Origin of the sequence: Brevibacillus brevis (assembly GCF_001039275.2) — a bacterium.
In the GTDB taxonomy this organism is placed as follows: domain Bacteria; phylum Bacillota; class Bacilli; order Brevibacillales; family Brevibacillaceae; genus Brevibacillus; species Brevibacillus brevis_C.
Map to the genome: position 1 here is coordinate 1,021,513 of NZ_CP030117.1, position 17,072 is coordinate 1,038,584.

At 46.3% G+C, this 17,072-nt stretch carries 17 protein-coding genes; 10 read left to right on the plus strand and 7 right to left on the minus strand.

The genetic code is table 11. The features are described 5' to 3' along the window. Positions 1-92: 92 nt before the first annotated feature. The 4 genes from AB432_RS05325 to AB432_RS05340 all read left to right on the plus strand — a co-directional run bounded on the left by AB432_RS05325 (position 93) and on the right by AB432_RS05340 (position 4,339). A complete protein-coding gene (locus tag AB432_RS05325) occupies positions 93-1,181 on the plus strand; it encodes a Fe(3+) ABC transporter substrate-binding protein (RefSeq protein WP_048031371.1) in 1,089 nt (362 codons plus the stop codon). Between the two features lie 2 nt (positions 1,182-1,183). Then, positions 1,184-2,839, plus strand: coding sequence for an ABC transporter permease (locus tag AB432_RS05330; RefSeq protein ID WP_048031372.1), 1,656 nt, complete (start codon positions 1,184-1,186; stop codon positions 2,837-2,839). Further along, positions 2,836-3,477 carry an ABC transporter ATP-binding protein gene (locus AB432_RS05335; protein ID WP_048031373.1) on the plus strand — a complete coding sequence of 214 codons (642 nt, stop codon included), beginning with the start codon at positions 2,836-2,838 and terminating at the stop codon, positions 3,475-3,477. Before AB432_RS05330 ends, AB432_RS05335 begins: the two co-directional genes overlap by 4 nt. A gap of 136 nt (positions 3,478-3,613) precedes the next feature. Beyond that, complete coding sequence (locus tag AB432_RS05340; protein WP_048031374.1) at positions 3,614-4,339, plus strand: DsbA family oxidoreductase; 726 nt, start codon at positions 3,614-3,616, stop codon at positions 4,337-4,339. A 110-nt stretch (positions 4,340-4,449) separates the two neighbouring features. Here AB432_RS05340 and AB432_RS05345 read toward each other — a convergent pair whose 3' ends face one another. Then, positions 4,450-4,782: a hypothetical protein gene (locus AB432_RS05345; protein ID WP_048031375.1), complete on the minus strand. Its 333-nt coding sequence runs from the start codon at positions 4,780-4,782 to the stop codon at positions 4,450-4,452. Between the two features lie 415 nt (positions 4,783-5,197). Here AB432_RS05345 and AB432_RS05350 point away from each other — a divergent pair, with 415 nt between their 5' ends. Genes AB432_RS05350 through AB432_RS05360 form a run of 3 tightly spaced genes read left to right on the plus strand, consistent with a single transcriptional unit; the run spans position 5,198 to position 8,793 of the window. Beyond that, complete coding sequence (locus tag AB432_RS05350; RefSeq protein WP_048031376.1) at positions 5,198-6,724, plus strand: YcdB/YcdC domain-containing protein; 1,527 nt, start codon at positions 5,198-5,200, stop codon at positions 6,722-6,724. Further along, positions 6,699-7,280, plus strand: a complete 582-nt coding sequence (locus AB432_RS05355) for an RNA polymerase sigma factor (protein WP_048031377.1) — start codon at positions 6,699-6,701, stop codon at positions 7,278-7,280. Before AB432_RS05350 ends, AB432_RS05355 begins: the two co-directional genes overlap by 26 nt. Beyond that, positions 7,264-8,793 (plus strand): YcdB/YcdC domain-containing protein, encoded by a 1,530-nt coding sequence (locus tag AB432_RS05360; RefSeq protein WP_048031378.1) that lies wholly within the window; start codon positions 7,264-7,266, stop codon positions 8,791-8,793. The genes AB432_RS05355 and AB432_RS05360 overlap by 17 nt, the downstream gene beginning before the upstream one ends. 51 nt (positions 8,794-8,844) lie before the next feature. Here AB432_RS05360 and AB432_RS05365 read toward each other — a convergent pair whose 3' ends face one another. Then, positions 8,845-9,789, minus strand: a complete 945-nt coding sequence (locus AB432_RS05365) for a Gfo/Idh/MocA family protein (RefSeq protein ID WP_048031379.1) — start codon at positions 9,787-9,789, stop codon at positions 8,845-8,847. A gap of 115 nt (positions 9,790-9,904) precedes the next feature. Here AB432_RS05365 and AB432_RS05370 point away from each other — a divergent pair, with 115 nt between their 5' ends. Next, a complete protein-coding gene (locus AB432_RS05370) occupies positions 9,905-10,861 on the plus strand; it encodes a helix-turn-helix transcriptional regulator (RefSeq protein WP_048031380.1) in 957 nt (318 codons plus the stop codon). A gap of 40 nt (positions 10,862-10,901) precedes the next feature. Here AB432_RS05370 and AB432_RS05375 read toward each other — a convergent pair whose 3' ends face one another. After that, positions 10,902-11,474, minus strand: coding sequence for a hypothetical protein (locus AB432_RS05375; RefSeq protein WP_048031381.1), 573 nt, complete (start codon positions 11,472-11,474; stop codon positions 10,902-10,904). A gap of 118 nt (positions 11,475-11,592) precedes the next feature. Then, the gene (locus AB432_RS05380) at positions 11,593-12,384 is read right to left on the minus strand and encodes an aminoglycoside adenylyltransferase domain-containing protein (protein WP_048031382.1); all 792 of its coding nucleotides are present in this window, start codon (positions 12,382-12,384) and stop codon (positions 11,593-11,595) included. Positions 12,385-12,697: 313 nt separating this feature from the next. On the opposite strand from AB432_RS05380, the gene AB432_RS05385 reads away from it, so the two are divergent. Both AB432_RS05385 and AB432_RS05390 read left to right on the plus strand, forming a co-directional pair. Beyond that, entirely contained in the window at positions 12,698-13,621 is a 924-nt protein-coding gene (locus AB432_RS05385) for a GNAT family N-acetyltransferase (protein WP_419178464.1), read from the plus strand. Between the two features lie 163 nt (positions 13,622-13,784). After that, positions 13,785-14,528: a suppressor of fused domain protein gene (locus AB432_RS05390; protein WP_017250084.1), complete on the plus strand. Its 744-nt coding sequence runs from the start codon at positions 13,785-13,787 to the stop codon at positions 14,526-14,528. A gap of 90 nt (positions 14,529-14,618) precedes the next feature. Here the strand turns inward: AB432_RS05390 and AB432_RS05395 are convergent, their stop codons facing one another. From AB432_RS05395 to AB432_RS30955, 3 genes are all read right to left on the minus strand, one after another. After that, positions 14,619-15,704 carry a hypothetical protein gene (locus AB432_RS05395; protein ID WP_048031384.1) on the minus strand — a complete coding sequence of 362 codons (1,086 nt, stop codon included), beginning with the start codon at positions 15,702-15,704 and terminating at the stop codon, positions 14,619-14,621. Further along, the gene (locus AB432_RS05400) at positions 15,691-16,221 is read right to left on the minus strand and encodes an RNA polymerase sigma factor (protein WP_048031385.1); all 531 of its coding nucleotides are present in this window, start codon (positions 16,219-16,221) and stop codon (positions 15,691-15,693) included. Before AB432_RS05400 ends, AB432_RS05395 begins: the two co-directional genes overlap by 14 nt. A gap of 201 nt (positions 16,222-16,422) precedes the next feature. Further along, on the minus strand, positions 16,423-16,863 hold the full coding sequence (locus AB432_RS30955) for a sensor histidine kinase (RefSeq protein ID WP_053079549.1): 441 nt from the start codon (positions 16,861-16,863) through the stop codon (positions 16,423-16,425). Between the last annotated feature and the right edge of the window lie 209 nt (positions 16,864-17,072).

The window sequence follows — 17,072 nt, forward strand, 5'->3', positions numbered from 1 at the left end:
CATTTTCTCATTTTTGTTCGTTACAATAAGCCTTGTCAATTGGCAATGATATTCATTATCAATAATCACTGCGATAGAGAGGGAGAATCAAAATGAGAAACAAATCGATGCTGGCGGTCATGCTGAGTACGATGCTGACATTGCCTTTCCTTGCTGCATGCGGAAACGGCGCGAATACTGCCCAGCCGCAAACAGAAGCGCCAAAGGCACAAGAGCCGGCTGCCACAGAGCAAGTCGTGAACGTATTTACAGCGCGCCATTACGATATTGATAGCAAACTGTTCGCAGAATTCACGAAGCAAACAGGCATCAAGGTAAACGAAGTGAAGGGTACAGCAGAAGAGCTGGTTGAGCGCTTGAAGCGTGAAGGAGAGAGCTCCGAAGCGGATTTGTTCATCACGGTTGACGGTGGTGTTCTGAACTATGCGAAACAAAATGACGTGCTGCAACCGATTCAATCTGCTGAAGTAGAGAAAAACGTACCGAAAGAACTGCGTGATCCTGACAACCAATGGATCGGTATGGCTACCCGTGCGCGTGTGATCGTCTATGCGAAGGATCGCGTGAAGCCAGAGCAGTTGTCTACGTATGAAGATTTGGCTACAGATAAATGGAAAGGCAAAGTATTGGTACGCTCTTCTTCCAACCTGTACAACCAGTCACTCGTTGCTTCTTTTATTGAGCTGAATGGCGAGCAGGCTGCATTGGATTGGGCAAAGGGTCTGGTAAACAATTTCGCGCGCAAGCCTGAAGGTGGAGACCGTGATCAGGCAAAAGCTGTTGTTGCCAAAGTCGGTGACGTAGCGATCATGAACACCTACTATGTTGGACAAATGCTGAACTCTAAAGATGCAGAGGAAGTAAAAGTTGCGCAAAACATCGGTGTCTTCTTCCCGAACCAAGAAACGACAGGCACACACCTGAACATCAGCGGTATTGGTTTGACCAAGCACGCGAAAAACAAGGACAATGCCGTGAAATTGATTGAGTTCGTCACAGGGAAAGAGGCTCAAACGATGCTGACAAACGGAAGCTACGAGTTCCCTGTCAATGCAGAGGCTGACAAGCCAGCTCTTTTGAAAGAGTGGGGAGAATTCAAAACGCAAAAGCTCGACTTTGCTAAGCTCGGCGAGTATAACAAAAAAGCGGTAGAACTGCTGAATCAAGCAGGTTGGAAATAAGCATGACGGGAGCACTTTTGCGTAGAAGCCTGAGACGAAAACTGAACGGGTGGGTAACGCTGAGCGTGATAGGGGCCTTTTTGGCCCTTCTCCCGTCTCTTTATATTTTTTTCGGACTCTTTCAAAAACAGAATGAAAACTGGCAGCATATCCAAGAGTACATGCTGCTGGATTACGCGCTGCAATCGTTATGGCTCGTGCTCGGTACCGGAGCCTGTACGATCATCGTAGGTGTGACCTTGGCCTGGCTGGTCGCTGCCTACGATTTTCCATTACGTCGCTTTTTTTCATTTGCTTTCGTGCTACCGTTGGCGATTCCTCCGTATATCGCAGCATACACGTACGGCTCCATGCTCAGCTATACGGGGAGCATCCAGACGTTTTTTCGCGATACATTCGGATTGACGCTCGATCAACGCTACTTTGACATTATGTCGATGAAGGGCGCTATTTTTATATTCACCCTGTTTTTGTTCCCGTACGTCTATTTGATTACGAAAACCTTTCTTGAAAAACAGAGTGCTGTGTTCATTGAAAATGCCAGATTGCTCGGAAAAAACCAAGCGCATATCTTTTTTCGCATCGTTCTGCCTATGTCGCAGGCAGCCATCGTCGGTGGCGCGAGTCTGGTGGCATTTGAAGTGCTCAATGATTTTGGCGTGACGAAGCATTTTGGGATTCAGTCTTTTACAGCGGCGATTTTCAAGACGTGGTTTGGCATGTATGACGTAGATTCGGCCATTCGTTTGTCCGCCTGGCTCATGACGTTGATTATCGGGATCTTTATCGTCGAACGACTCGTGCGTAAAAGGAAAAAATACAGCTCTCCTACGAACAGGAGCACGCCGCTCACACGCAGAAAATTGCGTGGAATGCCGATGTACGCTGCCGTAATCTTCGGATTGGTTATTGTTTCGTTTTCGTTTGTAATCCCTGTTGGGCAGTTGGTTGTCTGGGCGACGTGGACGTATGGGGAAGTGTTGAACGAGACTTTCTGGAAGCTCTTGAACAATACGCTGTTCATCTCCTGTATCTCCATCACCATCTTGATGTTGCTCGCAGTAATCGTAGCGAATGTCATCCGATTCTCCCGAGGCTCGATATTCGCTGTGGCGCTGACTCGCTTGATTTCCATGGGCTATTCCATTCCGGGGGCAGTCTTGTCCATCGGTGTAATGGCGGTGATGATGTCCGTAGATAAAGAGCTGAGTTCCTTTTATAGCTGGCTGGGCTTAGGGGCAAACAAGCTGGTACTCAGCATGTCCTTGTTCATGTTGACGTTTGCCTATATCATCCGCTTTCTTGCAGTCGGATTCAATGCAGTTGAAGCGGGGTTTGAGAAGACGGGAAACCGTTATTCAGAAGCGGCACGTATGCTCGGGATGAGCATGACACGAACCTTTTTCAAGGTGGATTTGCCATTAATCAAAGGGGCTGTGCTCACTGGTTTTATCCTGGTGTTCATGGAAATCGTGAAGGAATTGCCGCTTACCTTGCTCCTTCGTCCCTATAACTTCGAGACGCTGGCAACGAAGGCGTATCAATATGCGAGCGATGAACAAATTCATCAGGCCGCGATTCCTTCGCTCTGTATCATTGCAGTGGGGATCGTCTCCGTTATTTTCTATCACTGGTTAGGAGAGAGACAGGCAAAATGACTTTTTTTGAAGTGAAAAACCTGACGTTTGGTTATGCAAGCGGGAACGGCAGCGTCATCCGGGATTTTTCCTTGCAGATGGAGCAGGGGGAAGTTGTCGGGCTGCTGGGGAATAGCGGCTGTGGAAAAAGTACATTGCTTCGCTTGATAGCCGGACTGGAGTCCCCGAAGAGCGGTCGCATCCAGATTGATGGAAAAGTGTTGGTCGATCAGGGGCAGTTTGTGGAGCCCGAGCAACGCGGGATCGGCATGATTTTTCAGGACTATGCGCTGTTTCCGCATTTGACTGTCGAGCAAAACATCTTGTTCGGCCTGCATCGATTGTCCAAAGCAGAGCGTCTGATTCGTTTGAAAGAGATGTTGGCACTCGTACAGCTCGAAGGCTACGGCAAGCGATATCCACATGAGCTGAGCGGGGGACAGCAGCAGCGTGTCGCATTTGCGCGTGCACTGGCACCTAGACCGGCTATCTTGTTGATGGATGAGCCATTCAGTAATCTGGATGCTGAGCTGAAAACGAAAATACGCGATGACTTGAAGCGAATGCTGCGAGCTGCCAAGATGACTTCGATCCTGGTCACGCATGACAAAGCAGATGCGGAAACGATTTGTGATCGCATCATTCGCATGACTCGTTAAGGGCAAATTGTAGCTATCAGCCTCCAAAGTGCATAGTCGTACCGTGCGTTGTTGTATAATGTGCATACGACAAATTTTGCAGTGTACGGTCTGCTGTTCTTTTGATCTGCACCGTTCAAATAGAGGAGGATGGAACATGAAAATTGAAATTTGGTCTGATTTTGCCTGCCCGTTTTGCTATATCGGAAAGCGCCGTCTGGAAGGAGCGCTGTCTCAATTTCCGCATAAGGATCAAGTAGAGGTCGTATATCGCAGCTTCCAGCTCGACCCGCAGATGGAACGCGATACCGATATGGACATGCATGAAGTACTGGCAGCCAAGTACAGCATTCCGCTCGAACAGGCCAAGGGGATGAATGACCAAGTAACCCAAATGGCAAAAGGTGTTGGTCTCGACTATCATTTTGACACGATGATTCCGACCAATACATTCGATGCGCATCGCTTGACGCACTTTGCTCATGCGCATGGAAAAATGAGGGAAATGAAGGAGCGCTTGCTGAAGGCGTACTTTACCGAATCACTCCATCTCGGTGACCACGAGGTTCTGGCACAGCTTGCTTCTGAGGTGGGCTTGGACAAGGAAGCGACGCTCGCCATGCTGGCAGGAGACGAATACAAAGAACAAGTACAAGAGGACAAACAAAGAGGCAACGATTTGGGTGTCACGGGTGTACCGTTCTTTGTCATCAATAACAAATATGCAGTCTCTGGTGCGCAGCCAGGAGAAGTCTTTTTAGGCGCATTGAACCAGGTATGGGAAGAAGAAAGCGCAGCTCCTGCTCTGAAATTCGTGCAGAACGACGAGAAAAAAGACGAGCAATCCGGCGACAATTGCGTGGATGGCTCCTGCAAAATATAAGCGACACAAAACTAATAATTGTTGGTGATACCCCTTACCAGTAAAATCTTAAAAGCCGATCCTCCTGAAATAAAGGGGAATCGGCTTTTCTCATGAACGATCGCCTGAAATCACTGAATAACGAGATTAGTTCCTAACACTGTGAACTGTTTACCAATAGAAGAAGCAAATTGGGATGAAGCAGCGCTAACGCTTCCAATTTGCTTGCCAGAGCTGAAGTCATGACTTCCTTGGAGAGTAATATTCTCGAGACCAAAAAAGAAAAGTGTCAATGTGAGCATTGCCGTATTCTGGGCTTCAGTTCCCTGATGCACGGTGCGCTTCGTACTCGCGTAATTGGCTACATGGTTATTTCCATCAAACACTTTACCACCTTCATATTGCCATACACCAGCAGAGTCATCCACATTCGTCAGACTGAGTCGATTTAATGTCAGGTTCAAGTTTGTTACCTCCTGTAGTAGCCTTGTGCCTTGTTTCTACTGGTCATCATATGCCCTGGGTGCCCAAAGTTGTCGGCCTAACACGCCTATTTCCATTTGATTCATGATGTGGAATTATGTGGATTATCATAATATCCCTTTCAGGTCGAACCATCGGCTCCATTTCTTTGATGGGCCCTAACAACTCGTTACCGTCTATTTTCGGTGATTATTCAAGCATATTGGTGACATCTGGTTTCGTTTATTGCTCAAATACAGGCCGCATACAGCCGATTCCTTTTTGGGAAGTCGTTTTTTTATGGGAAAATTTTCTTCCCCACTGAAACAAAAAGGGAACTCATTCGAATAATGGACAGAGCGAAAAACGGCTGGGGCCCCAGCCCACTATCCAAAAAGAGTGAGGAATGGACGAACCATGAAAAAATGGGCGAAAAGTATATTTGTACTCATGACAGCGAGTCTGGCTGTAACGGCACCCATCAGTGCTATGGCGGCAACAGAATCGAGCGTATCGATTCAGGCTGAGAGCAAAGGCGATAGTGTAATCGATGAGAAGCTGATCAAGAAAATCGAAAAGTCTGTAGAGAGACTCGTTCAAGTTGTGCCTTATCTAAAGGACTATCCGATCACCGAATTTGAGATGAACGCAGAGACATCCCGGGTTGAAGTCAAAAAGTATCAAACGAAGGAAAAGAAAGCTCCTTATGTTCGAATACACGTTGACCAAAACACAGGTGAAGTCAAATTCTTCAGCCATATCACAGGCAAAGGAGGTTTCTCTTCCACCTATCCCCTAGAAGATGCGAAGAAAAGGGCAACGGAGTTCATGAAGCAATGGTATGGCGAGGACATGGCGGACTATCAGTTGGACGAGGAGGCCTCCAAGCGGAATTCTTCGATTTTGTTTCGCAAAATGGTAAATGGGATTCCGTTCCGCAATGATACACTGAATTTCGCCATCAATAGCGACGGGCAAATTCAGCATCTGGCAAGAGGCGACGGGTATGCAGAGCCAGTTGAAATGGAACGGGACCTTAGAAAAATTCAATTCGCTGATCCAAAAAAGGTGCATGCAAAAGAAAAGGTAGAAGCGATGTTTGCTTCTGCGATGAAGCCCTACTACGGACAGAGTGCGGATGGGCAAAGCTACAGGTTCTTGTACACTCCTTCTCTCGAGGAAATCAATGCGAGCATGGGAGCCGAACTGCCGGCCAAACCGAACAACAAAATCATCCAGTTCCAACCAAAAGCAAAGCAAATAATGATCAAGTCGAAAGAAGAGGCAGCGGCTTTCTTGGCAGCTAAGACAGGATACAACCCCACAAAAGGACGCGCAACTTTTCAGGAAGCGAGCGACCCGAAAACTGGAGTCAGCAATTATTTGTGGACGACGGAGGACGAGTTCATCGCCAATATCTTCTTCGAAACCAAGACAGGAAAGGTCACGAATTATCAAGTATTGGACACAAAGCGGAAAAGTGAGGCAGACAAAAAGCTGAGCGAAGAGCAGGCGCTAAAGGCTGCTGTGGAAGCCATGTCTGAGTTCCTTCCTCTCACCGATAAAGAAATGGTCGTCACCGCCAATCGATATGAACCCGATCAAAATTTGTACAACTTTGACTTTACCATGCTTCATGAAGGGTATCCGGTAGATGGTATGCTTAGACAGGCACACATAGATGCAGCCACGGGAAAAGCGACTTTACTAGATTGGAGAATCGCTCAAACGATCAAGCTGCCGGACATCAAGAATGCCATGACACAAGAGGAAACAGCCAAGAAATTTCTCGAAAAATATCCAATGAAGCTGTATTACTCCTTGGATGAGGAAAATAAAAACGTAGCCGAGCTCGTTTATATTTCGCCACTCGTTCCTAAAGAAGAAATCGATGCTCTGACCGGTGAGTTCTACACTTATGGAGAAGGAGAAGCAACCGAATAAGAAAGGGGGGAGTCACTTGTCAGGCGATTTGGCGGAACGAATCGGGGTAATTTACGAGGCTCACTATGATGACATCTACTATTTCTTGCTCTACTTTACGGGCAGACAAGAAGATGCAGAAGACATGGTGCAGGAAGTATTTACACGACTATTAAAAATACTGCCGAGGTATGACGGTCGGGTCGCAATGAAGACATGGCTTTTTTCCATCGCCAAGCATGTCGCGATTGATCATTACCGCAAGCAAAAGTGGCAGCGTTTGTTCTCAGACAACTGGTTGGCCCTCATGAAGTCTACGGAGGGCCTTCCAGAAGAGGAGCTGGAGACAAAAGAAGAGGTGCATAGTATTCAACGGGCTTTGCAAAAGCTGAAGCCCGATCAGCGTATCATAGTAATTTTGCGATACATAAAAGAGTACAGCGTAAAGGAAACGGCCGAGATTTTGGCGATTCCAGAAACAAAAGTGAGAGTGGACTGTCACAGGGGACTAAAGGCGTTGCAGAAGATACTCGGCAACGCTTGCGAGGAGAGGATTGCCAATGAGTTTGCCAGATGAAAACCACGTAATCGAATTACTGAAACAAGTCAGGCAGGAGAGCACCCCACCTCGTCAAGTGTGGAAGCAGATGGGCAAGGAAAGGCTCATTCGTGAGGCGTATCGCATGCAGCAGACAGCGAAGATCAAGCGAGTTGTCACCGGAGCAGGTTCCCTTGCAGCAGCCGTATTCATGGGTGTGTGGCTGAGCTATCATTCACCGCTGAAGCCAACTGTTGATCTGCAAAAAACGATCTCACCTCCAGCCGTTATAACAGCTACACCACCGAATGCTATCCCTTCCCTACCAGTTGAAAGTAAGGCTAAGCCAGAGGAGAAGCAAGAAGCTGCCGTAATTACTCGCGATGATCCACAGCCACAGACATTAGCACCAGAGACCGCACCGAACCCAATAGACAGGAGCCACCCCACACCAACACGTGAGAAGTCACCATTGGAAGTACAGGCAGAGGCCTATTTGCAAAAGAAGCTGGGAGAACAAAGCAAACAGTTTGAAGTGGATCATGCTCACTCGAATTTGGCACAAGGAGAAGTGGCTTTTCGCAAAATCATCAATGGCATTCCTCTTCAGGAGAATAGCGCGATGGTCCGCATCTCCCCCAAAACAGGTGAAATGACCTTGCTTCTTTACCCTGATCTCGAAGATAGTGGCGTAGCGTCACAGCCTGCCAATCGTGAGGGGACGATTGACAAAGTAAAGGCAGCCCAGCAACTGGGGAGTACGCTTCGGCTCGTTTATGCAGGAAAGAAACAACCAGGCCTTCAATACGTAGTAGCATCAGATGTTTATGTGAACGCGAAAACAGGCAAGCTGATCGGCCAAGAGAAAGCAGAGAAAAAATCCGTTGCTGTTTCGGGACAAGGAAAACCACTCGTGCTGAAATCTTCTGATGAGGTCGCAGAGCTGCTTGAGCGCAAGTTGGACATAAAGGTGGAGCAAAAAGCATTCATTGGTGTAAATCCGCATGGTATTTCATACTCTTGGAACGATGGACAGGGCAACGGCGTTTCCGTTGAGACGACAGATGATGGAGCATTCCTCGGGTTTTCACAGAGGACTGCGGATGGACGTAAGAACCACCGGGAAACGACCTATGAACAGGCAAAAGCGCTCGCGATAGCCCACCTGGAGAAATTCCTTCCAACCGATGTGCGTGAGTTGTCATTGGAAGCGTCGCAAGAGTCGCCTAGCACCATTCAGTTTACCTTTGTCCCGAAGGTCAACGGGATTCCCGTCATAGATCATTCTTATAAAGTGTCGGTCGAGCAGGCTAGCGGGCTTGTTACCGAGCTTACGGGCAACTTTTCGGATTTATCATGGTTACACACTGATCAGACAGCTAAAACGCTCTCCAAGGAAGAGGCACTTGATCAATTTGTGCAGCATGCTCCACTGGAACTCGTGTACTTGCCAGCGGAAAAAGGGGCGGAGCCAGTACTTGCTTACCAAATCCGCCGGGATTCCGAACAGCCATGGGCAATAGAAGCCACGACAGGCAAGGTCATCAATTAAAGAGCAAGCAACGAACCTCCATGAAAAGACGCTTCATGGAGGTTTCATTCTTTACTGGCGTTGGCTCGCAAGCTGTTTCTGTAAAGCAAGCGCAAGCTCGAAGGACTCGACTGCATGATCAACATCGATGATCGATTCTGTATGTTCCGCAAAGCATTGAATGGCATGACGCAAGCTCTCTTCATACGGATTGACAGGTTCGAGAACGAGGGCATTCTTGCCTGAGGATGTGTATTCCCATAAGAAAGATTCCGTTTGACCATGGCTATCGGCTTCCTGAAAAACGAGCTTTGCCTTCTCAAAGTACGCTTCGTAACCGACAGTGAATGGGTACGAGGTCGGCATCTGCGAGGAGGAGACTATTTCAGCATGCGCATCAGGGTAACGAAAGTGCGAGTGGACGATGGACTGTTTTTTATCCGATGATTCTGCCCCCCATGCGCTCATACTGGCATTGTGACCGAACAGCCATGTTACGAAGTCCAGCTCATGAATCATCAGATTCGTCGTAATGGAGGACAAGCCTAAATCCCCCCATAAGGGAGCTGTTTCTCTTTTAAGCGAGAGGGAGAGAAGCTGTCCGTACTTGTTTTCTGCATGTGCACTACGAAGGTAGGTGTACGCCGGGTCAAATTTGATAAACTGATTCACCAACAACTTTTTCCCCGACCGGTCCCTTGCATGCTTCATGGCTTGTGCATCGTCTAGCGTATAACAAACCGGTGTTTCGCAGAATACATGCTTTCCGGTTTCGAGTGCTTCTACAGCGTATTGCCGATGCAACTGTGAAGGCAGGCAAATATCCACGACATCGATAGTAGGATCGCGCATGATCTCGTCCATATGCTCTGTAATCTCCACATGCAGCTCTTCCTGTAGCTTTTGCAGCTTCGATTTACTTCGACCGAAAACTACCAATCTATCTACACCATCCATTTTTTTCAGCAGATGTGCATGGTACGCACCAAAGCCGGTCCCTAATACTGCGATATTCATCTTGCATCCCTCCTATCCTGATAGCTCTATGATATCTTTGTATTGTTGACAGCATCGTGTCATCAATTTGGTCGCGTTGAAAAATAGAGTAGTTTGTTTGTAGTGGAGGCTGGAGATGAGACTGCATCGATTGATTGCGATATTGCTACTGATCGAATCAAGGGGAAAAATGAAAGCAAAAGAACTCGCTATAGCACTGGAGACGTCTGTTCGCTCGATTTATCGGGATATTGACGCACTGTCCCAGGCAGGGATTCCGATCACGGCAACCTCGGGGCCTGGCGGTGGAATTTATTTGATGGAAGGATATACGGTCAATCTGAAACAACTGTATGTCGATGATGTCGTGCACTTGTATTTGACCGGGATGGGGATTCATGTAGGGCAGGATACCGAGACTGGACACAAATTAACGTCTGCTTTGCTCAAACTGGAAAAGACGCTGCCTCAGACTTATCAGCCGGATATCGAGAAAGCGAAGAAGCGTTTCTATTTCGATGAGACGCCGTGGTGGGAAGAGAGAGTAGTCATACCGAATCTGGAGGTTTTGCGGGCAGCGGTTTGGCGATCAAGCAAAGTGGTCATTTCCTACCGCAAAATGGATGGGAGCAGCTCGCTACGTACGGTATGTCCCTACGGTCTCGTCGTGAAAAAAACGGAGTGGTATCTCGTTGCTTTCTGTGAAAAAGCGCAGGAGATTCGAACATTCAAGTGCGAGCGGATTCCTTCTGTTCATGTACTGGAGGAGACATTCGGGATTCTAGAGAGCTTTTCGTTGGCAGGTTATTGGACGAATCAGGAGGCGGCGTTTAAGCAGGCTTGTCGTGAAGTCGAATATTTTCCTGTCGTGATCAGATTGCATGCTGAAAAGCTGGCCGTGCGAGAGAGGCTGGAGGTGATTTCCGCTGTGCAGCACGGAGAGTACGAGCAATTGACGGTTAATTTGTACAGTTATGAAAGAGCATGTCGCGATATTTTGGATATAATCGGACATATGGAGGTAGTGGAGCCAGCGGAATTAAGAGCTTTTGCAGAAGAGAGGCTGCGAGAATGTATGGCACTGTATACGTAGCGTACGCCAAAAGGCTTCACATCAAGTCGATGCGAAGCCTTCAGCGGGAAAGCATGGGATAACTCGAGTGAACATGTTGTTTGAAGCTCTCATAGTCCGAGGCATGTATATGAGAGTCGTGGTCACTGATACATACATGCTTCATGTTAAGGCGCTGAGCGAAACGATTGCCAGCTTCCGTAATATTATCCATGATGATTGATTGGATGCGGCAGCCACTCTGTTCGACATGAGCCAGTACATCGAGATAATGATGCAGCATCATGGGCAAGGCAGCGCTTTTCCGATAAGATTGATCGACAACGACACAGGACAGAAAATAATAGACTTGCTCGGGAGAAGTAGTTAAATCTTCAATATCCGCAGTCGTCATCAGGCTGTCTTTAAACGTCCCTTGCGCAATTTGCAGGTAGATATGAGGCTTGACGGGAAGCAGGTTCATAAAAGCGATGATGCCCCCATTCTCTTCGATCGCAACGACCGAATCGGGACGAAACAAATACCAATTGTAGCTCTCTTGGTACGGTGTAATAAATTCAGCATCATAATATTGAAGCTCGAGTTGTTCCATTTGTCTAAAATGCTCAAGGTGCAGATGCTCCATGATCTTCATAAGCAAATCTCCTTCTTTACGGAAAGCGGCTTTGCCGTAGAGCTTCGGCTCGCTGCAAGCTTTCTTTTGGTCCAAGGTGGAGTCTTGGGATGATCTGTGCGCCATGTTTTGTGTGGTGTTATTCCGTCTTACTAGGCGACAGCTCGCAGATATAGTGTATAAAGCGCTGGGTTTCCTTTGCCCGCTTGATTCTGTTCGAAAATAAAGATGGTTCGTTTGGGTGGTAGCGTATTCGCAAGGATTCTTTCAGTAAAAGATGCCATTCATTTGGGAGTTCTTGCAGAGCCTGTTCTACGGCTTTTCTCTTCGGAATAATGTCCTCATGGATGAGCGCGTAATAGATTCGGCATAAGGTGAAAACGGCGAAGTCTACCCATCCATCGAGCAAGAATTTCCGCATGCTTTTTCCTTTCGGTGACCAATAATCATGTACATTGTATTTCATCGTTTCCCCGACATCAAACCACTGGGTAGGGATGTGTAATGCTTCAATACTTTTCCCCATAACGGTAATGCCCTGTTGCTTGAGGATCCACCACGTCACATGATTGACATCATAGTGGCCGGATGATTTGAATGTCCCATTGTCAACGTAAGGATAAGGCTCCAAGGATAGATTGGTTTTTCCGATGTCATCCAGCTTGATATACATGCCGTCCATTCTTTTAGCGAGTGGGTTGGCGTTTTGGAGAGCATAATGAATGTTCTTGAGCGTTTTTATTTCTGCATTCGTTAACCCACTATGCAAGATCGTTACAAAATCAATATCGCTGTTATCTTCCTCGAAGCCTGACAGCGCAATAGAGCCATACAAATACACACCGTAGATGGCATCAGGCAGTTCTGCCATGAGTCGTTGCGTATAGTCGTGTAAGAAAGGTCTAACACTTTCTGGGATTCTCTTGTCCATAAGGAAACTCCTTCTCCCCAACTTTTTCGAAGTCGCCTGTGAAATTGATCATTTCCATAATTTTCATACCACCAGTAAATGAGATAAAGTTTACTTGGTTTTTAATTTTCTCGCAAGATGAATTCTAATCTGATAGAAAAATGGTTTGATAGCCAAGGAGGGACACGGTATGATAATTTGGATGGTAACAATTGTTAAAGGAGGCGTTTATTGTGATTGAGTACATGCTAACAAAGGTCAAATTTTTGATAGGGAACTCGCGTAAGTAGCCCGCAAACCCGCGATATTCCCCGAGGATGAAAGGGGTATTATTGTGAGTCAATTATCAACCGGTATGATTATTCGGAATTTTCAAAATGAAGACTTCTCGTTACTTGGCGAGCTATATCAAGCCGTTACCTCAAAAGAAAACGCCACGTTTTGGTGGGTCGGTGAAGAAGCAAATTGGAGTAATGTCTATTGTGCATTTGAAAATGGAAAGATGGTGGCGAAGGGGCAAGTCAGTATTATTACGATTATCCCTCCTGGACGTTCAGCAGCAAATAAGCATTCGATCTACCTGAATCTGAAGGCGCTACCGGAAAGAGACAATGACTTCGATTTGCTAGAAAACGTGTACCAGCACCTATTTCTAAGAGCCTTGCAAGTAAAAGAAACGTTGCCAAGTGAATACCAAACGATGCTGTGTGTCGGTAACGATTCATCCGAAGTAGAAAACAACCGCTTTTTTATCCAAAAGGGCTATACCCATTGGAATAGCTTGTTTCAGATGAAGCGTGATTTACTAGAACCCATCCCCGCGTTAACGCTGGATGAAAACTTTCACTTTTCGTATTGGAAAATGGAGAGCGCACAGGAAGAAAAAGATTACTTGGATCTGGAAGCCACGATTTGGCCGGACGCTCCTTTAGGGTTTGAAAGACTTTCTGAATACAAGAACAAGGCGCTTTGGACATCCATGGTGATTCGTCAAAACGACACGATTGCTGCCAGCTTGATGGCATGGCAGGAGGAAAAAGTAGGAGTAGTCGAGGATGTTTTCGTACAGGAACCTTGGAGAAAGCGTGGGCTTGCGAAGTTTTTACTGACACAAGCATTGGGATATCTAAAATCGCATGAACTGAAATCCGCGTATCTCATGGTGGAAACGACGAATGAAACTGCTTTGTCTCTATACAAATCGGTTGGATTCGAGGTAGATAAAGAGGAGATCAGGTACTATATGGTGCTGAAATAAGAAGGACATGGGAGGAGCGCTAGAGTAGCGCCCCTCTTTTTTGTGCAAGTTGATTCGAAATTCCCTTGCAAGAATTACAAAGATAAGGTAAATGTTGGGTGTATCTCATGCCGATACAATAGAGAGGACCCAGCGTCTAAATATGAGAAGGTGAGGATTTGCGATGAATTTTTTCAAGAAGCTATTCGGCGGTACGAACAACGGAGAAAAGTCAGGGGACGGCACTGCGATTTACACATATAACGAACAAGCTGATTATGAACCCCCAGCTCCCATGGAATATGTAGAAGAAATTGTTGCCCACTTTGAGACGGTATTTGCGGGAAGAGAAAGCAGTGTTTTTCACGAAATTATTTCCGATATGATTCATATTGATGTGAATGTAATGAGTCCTACAGAAGAAGAACCATTTTGGGTTCTGTATACGACTGGGATGAGTGATTTACCGATGACGATCCCGGATGAAATACAGGAGCAGATGGAAGAGAATTTCGATCGAGCAGAAGTGATGATATTTTTGCCGGCTTCCTGGGAGCTGACACAAGAATCGCTACAGGATGAAAACAACTACTGGCCGATCAGGCTGATGAAGCAAATGGCTCGTTTTCCTCACCAGTACAATACGTGGTTGGGATACGGACATACGATACCGAATTATGAGGACTATGTACCGTATGCGGATGGCACTGGCTTAAATGGAGTCGTTCTGTTTCAGCTATCCGAAGAGATCAGCGTCATTCCCACCAAGGATGGGAACAAGGTTCATGCCTATTTCTTGATTCCTTTGTATAAAGAAGAGATGGAATATAAATTGGAGCATGGCTTGGATGCGCTGTTGGATAAATTGTTTGAGCTGGAAGATGATGCGCTAATTTTGAATCCGAATAGAAGAAATACGTGCAAGTAAAAATATATGAAAGCATGAGCGTGTAACAAAACGGGTTCCATATACGATATAGAACCCGTTGCTCCTTTGCTGTGACCTCCAAACTCAAAGTCAGTCTCTTTCTATACCGATCCCATAAATCGTTCCAACATCCCTATCAAAAAGCTTTATGGATAAACGTGGTTTCCCAGGAGTGTCACTTCTCAATATATAGCCGCCCCAATCCTTGCCGCCATAAGCCTTGTACCCAGTAGTGTCTATGCCAAAAATATCTTGAATAAGCGGCTTCGTGACGGGAATCGCTTCATCGATTGATTTGATGATAATATGCTTGTGTTCCGTTACATGCTGCACATCATATACTTGGCCTGTTTTTGCTCCGACTTCCACCTCATATCTTTCTTGCTCGTTGTGAAACGTCCACCTATCCTCTTTCTCATCTGATGATTTTACGGCTAGGGTGAAGGAGAGATCATTTTTATTGGTGAAGCGCGTCAAAGCTTTTTGCGCGATGTCCAGAGACTTTTGATCTGCATCCTTAGGGTTGTAATTCAAGGTATAATCAATGACTTTGTTTGTAGATAAATCAACATCAACATCCTGATCTTGATCCAAGTCAAAGCTTAGAATAGCTATGTCTTTTCTTTTATAAAATTCTGTTGTTTCGAAGTTAACCGGTTGTTTCGTAACCCTATAGGCTTCACGTGCAGTCTCTACATATTTTTGATAAGGTTCCGTCAATTCTTGGATGGCAAAAGTTGCTTTGACGGCAATCACCTCTGTCGTATCGGCCTTAAAATATACCCAGGCTTCTTCATCCTTTGTCAGTACAACAAAGGACTCCTCGTTTTTCTCGATCTCTGCAAAAGTAAAATTCTTCTCAATGCCGCTCGCCGTAGTGATTGCCTGCTGGGCAGCCGTAAAATACTTTTGCTCTTCGGGAGTCAAAGCTGCACTGCTCGTTGATTCTGCTGGTGCAGAAAATGGTTTCATCCAGAAAAAACCGAGCAACAGGCCGCAGGTGATCAGCCCTTTTGCCATCCATCCATAGTACATTCTTCGTTTGTTCACTTTTTGAAGTCTACCTCCTTCTTCTCGCACACCCTCTAATATTGCTTGGCTTCGTTCTCGGGAAAGGATTTGCTCCGGGAATTGATTCAATTCTTCTAGAATGATCTGCTCATCACATGATGGCATCGTTCATCACCTCCGCAATCGAAACATGCCTTTTGTTTTGAATCGCTTTTATTGCTCTGTGCAAAGTAAGATTGACCTTGTTTTCCGTCCATCCCAAAACCTCCGCAGTCTCCTTGCTCGATAATCCCTTGATCCCTCTGAGTATCAACACGTCCCGATAAGAAGACTTTAACTGATTGATCATTTCATAGAGCAGACGCTTGTTTTCACTTAACATCAGGGACTCTTCCGGTGTTTTGTCGTGCGAAACGAGGTGCTGCAAGAAGATATCCGGCAACCAGCTAATTAGCTTTGTCTTGCGTCTTTCATCAATAGCTACGTTTCGTGCTATGGCAAACAGCCACGTTTTGGGATTCTCAACCTCTGTGTCGTGTATGGCTTTCAGGGCACGAATAAAGGTCTCCTGAACAAGATCGTCGATATCGGTTCGTCCCGTGTAATAGACGAGAAATCGATATATATCCTGGCTGTATGAGTGAAACCATTGCTCGATTCGTGCGCCACTATGATCCTCCACTGGTGTTACACCTCCTTGTCACTGTATAGACGGAAAAGCTGCTGACAATCTTTCACTTGCAAAATAAAAAAATGAGACACCCCAGATGATCAGTCAGGTGTCTTTGCTCGTTCGTATAGATCTAGTAGGCGGGGAAGATCAGTTTGGCTGTTGTCCCTTTTACCCGGTTCCGATGAGAAGTGGAGCTCTGCCGCATGGCAATCAGCTGGCAAAGCTCAAGCCCGCACCCCCGCCGTTTCGAGTGCGGGAGGGATCTACGCGATAGAATGCCTCTGTTATGTGGACGAGATGTTCTGCTGATATTCCTTTGCCGTTATCCTCGACTGTGATCACCTTATGTTCATTCTCTAGCTCGGCGACTACCTTGATACGTCCGCCAGCACTACATGCCTTCAGCGAATTGTCTATCAAATTGACGAGTAGGATATGAAGCAGGTCTGGATCGCAATACAACGTATCCATGCGATATTCCCATGTAATTTGAACGTCCTTCTCGGCTGCCATGATAGAGAGCACTTGTTGGACGCCAAGCATCAATTGTTCCATACGAACAATGCTTTGTTCAAGCTTATTTTCACGGAGGGTTGCCAGATCCAACTGGCAGCGATACGCAATATTTTGAAGTCTACGGCTCTCGGACATAATGTAGGAAGTGGTAAATAGTTTATCCTCTTCTATGCTAGCCACATTCTAAATGTATTCCGCATAACGATAAATGGTAGTGAACGGTATTCTCATTTCATGGGTAAAATTATCGATAAATTACTGTTTGTGATCCGCAGCTAGCTGCTGAATCTGGCTTTAAATTTCACTTGCCACGTGATTGAAGCTTTGTGCCATTTATACATATT

Bases quoted from the DNA above. Each gene is read 5' to 3' on its own strand.
- AB432_RS05325 (WP_048031371.1), top strand. From the start codon at position 93: ATGAGAAACAAATCGATGCTGGCGGTCATGCTGAGTACGATGCTGACA.
- AB432_RS05330 (WP_048031372.1), top strand. From the start codon at position 1,184: ATGACGGGAGCACTTTTGCGTAGAAGCCTGAGACGAAAACTGAACGGG.
- AB432_RS05335 (WP_048031373.1), top strand. From the start codon at position 2,836: ATGACTTTTTTTGAAGTGAAAAACCTGACGTTTGGTTATGCAAGCGGG.
- AB432_RS05340 (WP_048031374.1), top strand. From the start codon at position 3,614: ATGAAAATTGAAATTTGGTCTGATTTTGCCTGCCCGTTTTGCTATATC.
- AB432_RS05350 (WP_048031376.1), top strand. From the start codon at position 5,198: ATGAAAAAATGGGCGAAAAGTATATTTGTACTCATGACAGCGAGTCTG.
- AB432_RS05355 (WP_048031377.1), top strand. From the start codon at position 6,699: ATGGAGAAGGAGAAGCAACCGAATAAGAAAGGGGGGAGTCACTTGTCA.
- AB432_RS05360 (WP_048031378.1), top strand. From the start codon at position 7,264: ATGAGTTTGCCAGATGAAAACCACGTAATCGAATTACTGAAACAAGTC.
- AB432_RS05365 (WP_048031379.1), bottom strand. From the start codon at position 9,789: ATGAATATCGCAGTATTAGGGACCGGCTTTGGTGCGTACCATGCACAT.
- AB432_RS05370 (WP_048031380.1), top strand. From the start codon at position 9,905: ATGAGACTGCATCGATTGATTGCGATATTGCTACTGATCGAATCAAGG.
- AB432_RS05375 (WP_048031381.1), bottom strand. From the start codon at position 11,474: ATGAAGATCATGGAGCATCTGCACCTTGAGCATTTTAGACAAATGGAA.
- AB432_RS05380 (WP_048031382.1), bottom strand. From the start codon at position 12,384: ATGGACAAGAGAATCCCAGAAAGTGTTAGACCTTTCTTACACGACTAT.
- AB432_RS05390 (WP_017250084.1), top strand. From the start codon at position 13,785: ATGAATTTTTTCAAGAAGCTATTCGGCGGTACGAACAACGGAGAAAAG.
- AB432_RS05395 (WP_048031384.1), bottom strand. From the start codon at position 15,704: ATGCCATCATGTGATGAGCAGATCATTCTAGAAGAATTGAATCAATTC.
- AB432_RS30955 (WP_053079549.1), bottom strand. From the start codon at position 16,863: ATGTCCGAGAGCCGTAGACTTCAAAATATTGCGTATCGCTGCCAGTTG.